We start from the raw sequence: 6,853 nt of genomic DNA, 5'->3' as shown, positions 1-6,853 counted from the left end.
GGCCCGGCTACTTTTTTCCAAGGGCTTCCTTCAGCAATTCGTTCTGCATGCTGAGCTCGGCAAACATCTTCTTCAGCCGCCTGTTCTCATCCTCAAGCGCCTTGGTCTGCGCGATCATCGATGCATCTGTCACCCGGCAGGGTTTTGCAAAGCAAAAGCCCGAGAGGGCATGCCGCCATACTTCGCCCGCCATTTGTAAAACGACGCCGTGCTCATGCCATGTTCACGCCAAAGCTCGCCCACAGGCATGCCGCCCTCGGCCTGGAGCAGGATCGCAAGGATCTGAGGTTCACTGTATCTCGTCATCTTCATCTGAATCTCCTCATGCATCTCGCCGAGAAAATTCTACTTTCGCAGCCCCTTACTTTGGGGGGGGATTGCCCCCTGAACAAAGGCTACATGCAGCATTCCCTGCTGGCGCTGGTGGTCATTCCCGAACTCCGGATTTCAGATGTGGGCCTCGTCGACGTCCGTACTTTCGAGAAGGTCGATCTCTTCGTCTGAGAGTTTCGCCGGCTATTTGGCCAGCTTGAGGCACTCTCCCGCCGCCGTGGCTGCGGGCCGGGCGTTGGCGCGGGCGATCTTGCCGCTCATCACCAGAGACTTCGTTGCATCCGTCACGGCGGCGCGCAAGTCGGTGCTGGCAGAGATCTGCGGCAGCACAGCATTGAAGATGAGTTGCGAATTGGCATCGAGCCCGCCAGCGCAGGATTTGGCCTCGGCCTGCCCCGCGAGGCCCGGCGTGGCACCGAGAGCAAGCACCAGTGCAACCATCATGATTCGCATGCCGGTTTCCCTTCGCTGAAGATCAAGTTCACGAAACACAAGGGGCCACCCGAAGGCAGCCCCCTTAACCTCAATCGTCGCGGTAGACCCGCTCGCGCCGCTCGTGGCGCTCCTGCGCCTCGATCGACAGCGTGGCGATGGGCCTTGCATCGAGACGGCGAAGGCTGATGGGCTCGCCCGTCTCCTCGCAATACCCGTAGGACCCGTCTTCGATTCGCTTCAGCGCCGCATCGATCTTGGAGATCAGCTTGCGCTGCCTGTCGCGCGTACGCAGTTCCAGCGACCTGTCGGTCTCCGAGGAGGCCCGATCCGCCAGATCCGGCAGGACGTGGTTCTCATCCTGCAGATGCGCGATGGTTTCCTTGCTCTCCTTGAGGATTTCTTCCTTCCAGGCAATCAGCTTGGCACGGAAATAATCCCTCTGCCGTTCATTCATGAACGGCTCGTCGTCACTGGGTTTGTAGTCTTCGTCGACTTCCACAGCCATCTCGAACTCTCTATTAACCCTCTCGTGGCGCGGGCTTATAGCGGCACACTGCACCTTCTACAATAGGTTGGATCAGGTGACGTTACGGCCATCCACAACCCCCTATCAGTCTGATTTCGCGACATTTTCATGACTTTTTCCACAAAGCGGTGAAAATCTGGCAAACGCAGTCGTGAATATCCGAAGGACTTGCGAAGGACCCCCACGCATGCGTTTTGAAGGAACCGCCGACTATGTGGCGACCGATGACCTGAAGATGGCGGTCAATGCCGCCATCGTTCTCGAACGGCCCCTACTGGTGAAGGGCGAGCCCGGAACCGGCAAGACGGTCCTCGCCCGCGAGATCGCGCGCGCCATCGGCGCACCCATCCTCGAGTGGCATGTCAAGTCCACCACCAAGGCCCAGCAGGGCCTTTACGAGTATGATGCCGTGGCGCGCCTGCGTGATTCGCAGCTGGGCGACGCGCGCGTGCATGACATCGCCAACTACATCCGGCGCGGCAAGCTGTGGGAGGCCTTCACCGCGCCCCAGCGCCCCGTGCTGCTGATCGACGAGATCGACAAGGCCGACATCGAATTCCCCAACGACCTGCTGCAGGAGTTGGACCGCATGGAGTTCTTCGTCTACGAGACGGGCGCGACGGTCAAGGCCGAGCGCCGCCCCATCGTCATCATCACCTCGAACAACGAGAAGGAACTCCCCGACGCATTCCTGCGCCGCTGCTTCTTCCACTACATCAAGTTCCCTGAGCCAGAGACGATGCAGTCGATTGTCGACGTGCACTTCCCCGGCATCAAGAAGCAACTCGTCTCCGAGGCCCTCAACATCTTCTTTGAACTCCGTGACGTGCCGGGCCTCAAGAAGAAACCCTCGACGTCCGAGCTTCTCGACTGGCTGAAGCTTCTGCTGAACGAGGACATCGGCCCCGACACATTGCGCGAGCGCGACCCACGCAAGGTGATCCCTCCGCTCCACGGCGCATTGCTCAAGAACGAGCAGGACGTGATGCTCTTCGAACGCCTCGCCTTCATGGCACGGCGCGAAGGACGGAACTAGAAGCGTGGGGGTGGATCTGACCATCCTGCTCGCCGCGCTGGCCGTGGTCTTCCTCATCGGGGCAATTGCAATATTGCAGTCGAAACGCCAGAAGGACTCCGCCAGCAGCCCGGACTCCGGCACGTCGGATTTCTCATGCGATGGCGGGGGCGATGGTGACTGACATGCGATATGCCCGGCGAAGCATCATGGGTCTGGCATTGGGATATCTTGCGGCTGCGACAACCGGATTTGCTGAGGCAGAGGACAACATGGAAACGGAACTTCACATCGCAGCGGCCACCAATGACGCGGCCCGTGTGACATCGCTCATTGCCGGTGGCGCGGAAATCGACGCGAAAGACTCATCGCTTCGCACGCCGCTGCTTTTGGCGACACGGGCCAATGCCATCGCCGCCGCTCAGGCGCTGATCGAGGCTGGGGCCGATGTCAACGCCAAGGACAATATCGCCGACACGCCCTTCCTCTATGCCGGAGCCGAAGGCCGCCTCGACATCCTCCGTCTCATCCTCGCCACCGGAAAGGCCAACCTTGGCGACACCAACCGCTACGGCGGCAATGCGCTCATCCCGGCGGCGCACCATGGCCACCCCGAAACCGTGCGCGAATTGCTGAAGACGAAGATCGCCATCGACCACGTCAACCGCCTCGGCTGGACCGCGCTCCTCGAAACCATCATCCTCTCAGACGGCGGCCCCACGCATCAGGACATCCTGCAGCAACTGATCGCCGCCGGTGCCAACGTGAACCTCGCGGACGGCGAGGGCGTGAGCCCACTCACCCACGCCAAGCAGCGCGGCTATGCGGAGATGGTGACAATGCTTGAGAAAGCCGGGGCAAAGTAACTTTCCCTTCTCCCCTTGCGGGAGAAGGTGGATCGCGCCCACGGCGCGAGACGGATGAGGGGCCTTTGGAGCAACCCCTCATCCGCTTCGCTGCGCTCAGCACCTTCTCCCGCAAGGGGAGAAGGAAATCCTATCTGTCCCCCCGGCTCAACCACTTGATGGCATGGGGCACGAACCAGGCGTTGCCGCGATAGAAGAACTTCGTCGGCGGCTCGGAGTCGAACACGCTCTCCCCACCCGACTGCCCCAGAATGCGCTTCGCCAGCTTCTGCCCGAACAGCGTCCCCATCGGAACGCCCGCGAAGCAATAGCCGCCCGCGTAATGAATGCCGTCGTGGCAGCCGATCTTCGGGTTGATGTCGAAGGTACCGGCGCATTTTCCCGTCCACATATGGTCGAACTGCAGGTCCGCCAGATCCGGAAACACGCGAAGCAGCCGCAGGTGCAGGCGCTCGGCCATGACGCGCAGGTCGGCGTCGATCTCGCCCGTGAGCCCGCCGAAGATGATGCGGGTCGGATCGCCCGGTGCTTCCCGCATCCAGTCGACGTTGAAGTTCCAGTCGATGTAGGTCCGGCCGCCGGGCAGCAGCGACTTCACCCGGTTCTCGCCAAGCGGCGCTGATACCGTCTGATAGGCGTGGAACGGCATGATGCGCCGCTGCAGCCACGGCCACTCGCGCCCGCCATAGCCATTGGTGGCGACGATCACATCGCGGGCCTGGACCTTCGCGCCCTTCACGAAGACGGTGAAACCTTCTGCCTCCTTGCGGAACCCCAGAACCGGCGTGAAGGCGCAAATGACGACGCCCGCATCACGCGCCGCATCGAGCAGGCCCTGATGGTAGAGACCGGGGTGAAGACCGGCATGGTCCTCGATCTTCACGCCGCCGAAATAGTGATCCGTCGAAATCTCGTCGTGCTGGCCCGCGCGATCCACCGTGGCGAAGCTTTCGCCCAGGTGCTTTTCACGGAGCGCGAATTCCCGCGCCATCGCATCGTACATGGTAGTCGAGGTGGCCAGCAGCAGGCGGCCCTGCTGCTTGTAGTGGCACTGGATATCTTCCTGTTCGACGGTGTCCTTCACCGCGACGAAGGCATCCATCAACTCGCCATAGACGGCCTTCGCCTTGTCGAGACCTTCCTTCTCCATGATCTCGCCGAAACCGTGCTTCAGCGTGCGGCCCACATAGCCCGCGTTGCGGGTGGATGCGCCATGGCCAGGCTCCTTCGCCTCGAACACCGTCACCTGACGCCCGCCGCGCGCCAGGTGAATGGCGGCGACGAGCCCCGTGATGCCTGAGCCCACGATGGCGACATCGGTCCGCGACGGCGCCGCCACCGGCTGCTTCTGCTCATGCGGTGCCGCCCGCCACCAATAGGGGTCGAATGATGCGTTGGAACTCAGCACGTTGCTGCCGAAGGCCATGTCAGGCCGCCTTTCCGGACCGGCGCTCGTCGAGCCTGTCCTTCAATTGCATGTACCAATAACCGGCCTGAACACCCACGCGCCCGAAGGGTCCGCCCGCCCATTGCGGTCCAAACGGTGTGAAACGGCGGTACTCGTCATCCTTCGCCGCAATCGCCCGCGCCATCAGGATGCCGCCCATCGCGGTCGTGTTCATGCCATGGCCGCCGAAGGCCGTGGCCCACCATTGCCCCTGCCCGTCAGTACCGATCAGCGGCATGAAGTGGCGCGCGTAGCCCATCAGGCCCGCCCAGGCGTAATCGATCTTCGGGTTACCCAGCGACGGGAACACCGAGAGCATGTCGGCCTTCATCCGCTCGGCAAGGCGCGATGGCTCGGAGACGCGGGTGGTGATGGCGCCGCCCCACAGCAGCCGCTCCTCCACCAGCCGGTAGTAATTGCCGGCCCGCCGCGAATCCGAAATGGCGCTCCGTGTACGGATCACATCCTGGACCAGCGACTCCGTCACCGCCACATAGGTCGCGACAGGCAGGATGGCGCGGCCCGTGGCGCGATGGATCGAGCGGTCGAGCGACGAAACGCAGTATACCACCTGCGCTGCCCGCACTTCGCCCCCCTTCGTGCGCAGGCTCCATCCGCTGCCCTGCCTTTCGACCGCAAGTGCCGGGGAAGTCTCGAACAGCCGGGCACCGGCTTGTTCTGCCTTCGCCGCGATCATCAAGGCATAGCGAAGCGGATGCATGTGGAAGGCGGAGGGATCGTAGGAGGACTGGAAATAGCGCTCCGTATTCACCCGCGCCCGCGTCTCGGCCACATCGAGAAACTGCATCTCCTGCCCATAGTTGCGGGCCATTTCGGCGATGGCCGCCTTCTTCACATCCGCATTCGAATAGCGGATGCAGCCTTGCCAGCCCTCGCCCATCTTGATCGTGGGGTCGCCCTCGGCGATTTCCCGGCGCACATATTCGGTGCCGTGGCGGGTGAGCTGGTACAGCGCCTTCGCGGCGTCGAGCCCAACCCTGGCGGCGACATTATCCATGCCCTCGGCAAAGCCGTTGGAGACAAATCCGCCGTTGCGGCCAGAGGCCCCCCAGGCGATGCGCTTGGCCTCGAGCAGCACGACAGACACGCCACGCCGCGCCAGTTCAAGCGCCGTCGTGAGGCCCGCGAGCCCGCCGCCCACCACGCAGACCTGGGCCTCGATTTTCCCCGAAACGGATGGCCGGGGTGCACCCCGGTCGGCGGTGGCTTCATACCAGGTCTGCTCAGAGTAATTCGCGTCAATCATGTCCTATCCCGAAACCGGCCAGCCGCCCCGTCCATGTTGCTCCCCCCATCGCTCAAGGCCCCATTGCTCAAGGCCCATCCCTTCCGCTATGGAGCGCCCATGCGCTTTACTTCAGGCAAAGACTTTACGAACTGGCCCCAGAAGGCCGTCACCATATTCGGCATGTCCGGCGTGGGCAAGACAACGCTCGCCAATCTGCTGCAGGATTCGGACTGGTATCACTATTCCGTCGATTACCGCATCGGCACCCGCTACATGGGTGAGCACATCGTCGACAACTTCAAGCGCGAGGCGATGCGGGTGCCTTTCCTGCGCGACCTGCTGCTGTCGGATTCGATCCACATCCAGTCGAACATCACTTTCGATCACCTGAAGCCATTGTCGACCTATCTGGGAAAGCCCGGCAACTCGGACAAGGGCGGCATTTCATTCAGCGAGTACCGCACGCGGCAGCGCCAGCATCGCGAAGCGGAGATCGCAGCATTGCTCGACGTGCCAACCTTCATCGGCAAGTCCCGCGACATCTACCAGTATGGCAATTTCGTCTGCGATTCCGGTGGCAGCCTGTGCGAGGTGGTCAATCCGTCGAACCCGCTCGACCCGGTCCTGTCGTGTCTCGCGGAGAACACGCTGCTCCTCTACATAGAAGGCACGCCCGAACATACGCGCATGCTGGTGGAGCGCTTCCGCAAGCACCCGAAACCGATGTATTACGAGCCGCATTTTCTCGAGAAGAAGTGGGCCGAATACAAGGCGCTGCATGACATCACCAGGGACGACCAGGTCGACCCCGACGGTTTCGCCGTCTGGGGCTTCGAGCAGATCCTCCATCACCGCATCCCGCTCTACAAGGCGATTGCCGACAACTTCGGCTACACGGTCCGAATGCGTGACATCCCCGCTGTCCAGTCCGTCGAGGACTTCACCGCGCTTGTCGCAGACGCAATCGACCAGAAGCAGTAAG

General features: G+C 62.3%; 8 protein-coding genes and 2 pseudogenes. 5 read left to right on the top strand and 5 right to left on the bottom strand.

Going from position 1 to position 6,853, the window contains the following annotated elements:
* Positions 1 to 10 precede the first annotated feature (10 nt).
* Positions 11 to 312, bottom strand: a pseudogene (locus ACEW8Q_RS06785) (transposase); the annotation flags it as partial.
* A gap of 66 nt (positions 313 to 378) precedes the next feature.
* Between ACEW8Q_RS06785 and ACEW8Q_RS06780 the strand changes: the two are divergent.
* Positions 379 to 504, top strand: a pseudogene (locus ACEW8Q_RS06780) (adenine deaminase C-terminal domain-containing protein); the annotation flags it as partial.
* A 12-nt stretch (positions 505 to 516) separates the two neighbouring features.
* Here the strand turns inward: ACEW8Q_RS06780 and ACEW8Q_RS06775 are convergent.
* Both ACEW8Q_RS06775 and dksA read right to left on the bottom strand, forming a co-directional pair.
* Positions 517 to 786 (bottom strand): hypothetical protein, encoded by a 270-nt coding sequence (locus tag ACEW8Q_RS06775; RefSeq protein WP_373503292.1) that lies wholly within the window; start codon positions 784 to 786, stop codon positions 517 to 519.
* Between the two features lie 70 nt (positions 787 to 856).
* Positions 857 to 1,273, bottom strand: coding sequence for an RNA polymerase-binding protein DksA (gene dksA, locus ACEW8Q_RS06770; RefSeq protein ID WP_373503291.1), 417 nt, complete (start codon positions 1,271 to 1,273; stop codon positions 857 to 859).
* Between the two features lie 208 nt (positions 1,274 to 1,481).
* Here dksA and ACEW8Q_RS06765 point away from each other — a divergent pair, with 208 nt between their 5' ends.
* The 3 genes from ACEW8Q_RS06765 to ACEW8Q_RS06755 all read left to right on the top strand — a co-directional run bounded on the left by ACEW8Q_RS06765 (position 1,482) and on the right by ACEW8Q_RS06755 (position 3,175).
* Positions 1,482 to 2,330: an AAA family ATPase gene (locus ACEW8Q_RS06765; RefSeq protein WP_373503290.1), complete on the top strand. Its 849-nt coding sequence runs from the start codon at positions 1,482 to 1,484 to the stop codon at positions 2,328 to 2,330.
* Positions 2,331 to 2,340: 10 nt separating this feature from the next.
* Entirely contained in the window at positions 2,341 to 2,493 is a 153-nt protein-coding gene (locus ACEW8Q_RS06760; RefSeq protein WP_373503289.1) for a hypothetical protein, read from the top strand.
* An 88-nt stretch (positions 2,494 to 2,581) separates the two neighbouring features.
* Positions 2,582 to 3,175: an ankyrin repeat domain-containing protein gene (locus tag ACEW8Q_RS06755; protein WP_373503288.1), complete on the top strand. Its 594-nt coding sequence runs from the start codon at positions 2,582 to 2,584 to the stop codon at positions 3,173 to 3,175.
* 130 nt (positions 3,176 to 3,305) lie between these two features.
* On the opposite strand, the gene ACEW8Q_RS06750 is transcribed toward ACEW8Q_RS06755, so the two are convergent.
* Positions 3,306 to 4,601, bottom strand: coding sequence for an NAD(P)/FAD-dependent oxidoreductase (locus ACEW8Q_RS06750; RefSeq protein WP_373503287.1), 1,296 nt, complete (start codon positions 4,599 to 4,601; stop codon positions 3,306 to 3,308).
* A 1-nt stretch (position 4,602) separates the two neighbouring features.
* Entirely contained in the window at positions 4,603 to 5,889 is a 1,287-nt protein-coding gene (locus tag ACEW8Q_RS06745; protein WP_373503286.1) for an NAD(P)/FAD-dependent oxidoreductase, read from the bottom strand.
* Between the two features lie 99 nt (positions 5,890 to 5,988).
* On the opposite strand from ACEW8Q_RS06745, the gene ACEW8Q_RS06740 reads away from it, so the two are divergent.
* Positions 5,989 to 6,852 carry an ATPase gene (locus tag ACEW8Q_RS06740; protein WP_373503285.1) on the top strand — a complete coding sequence of 288 codons (864 nt, stop codon included), beginning with the start codon at positions 5,989 to 5,991 and terminating at the stop codon, positions 6,850 to 6,852.
* Position 6,853: the final 1 nt, after the last annotated feature.

Source organism: Aestuariivirga sp., assembly GCF_041738905.1.
Classification (GTDB): Bacteria; Pseudomonadota; Alphaproteobacteria; order Rhizobiales; family Aestuariivirgaceae; genus Aestuariivirga.
Note: the sequence above shows the minus strand (reverse complement) of the source record. Positions and strands in the feature narration are given on the sequence as shown.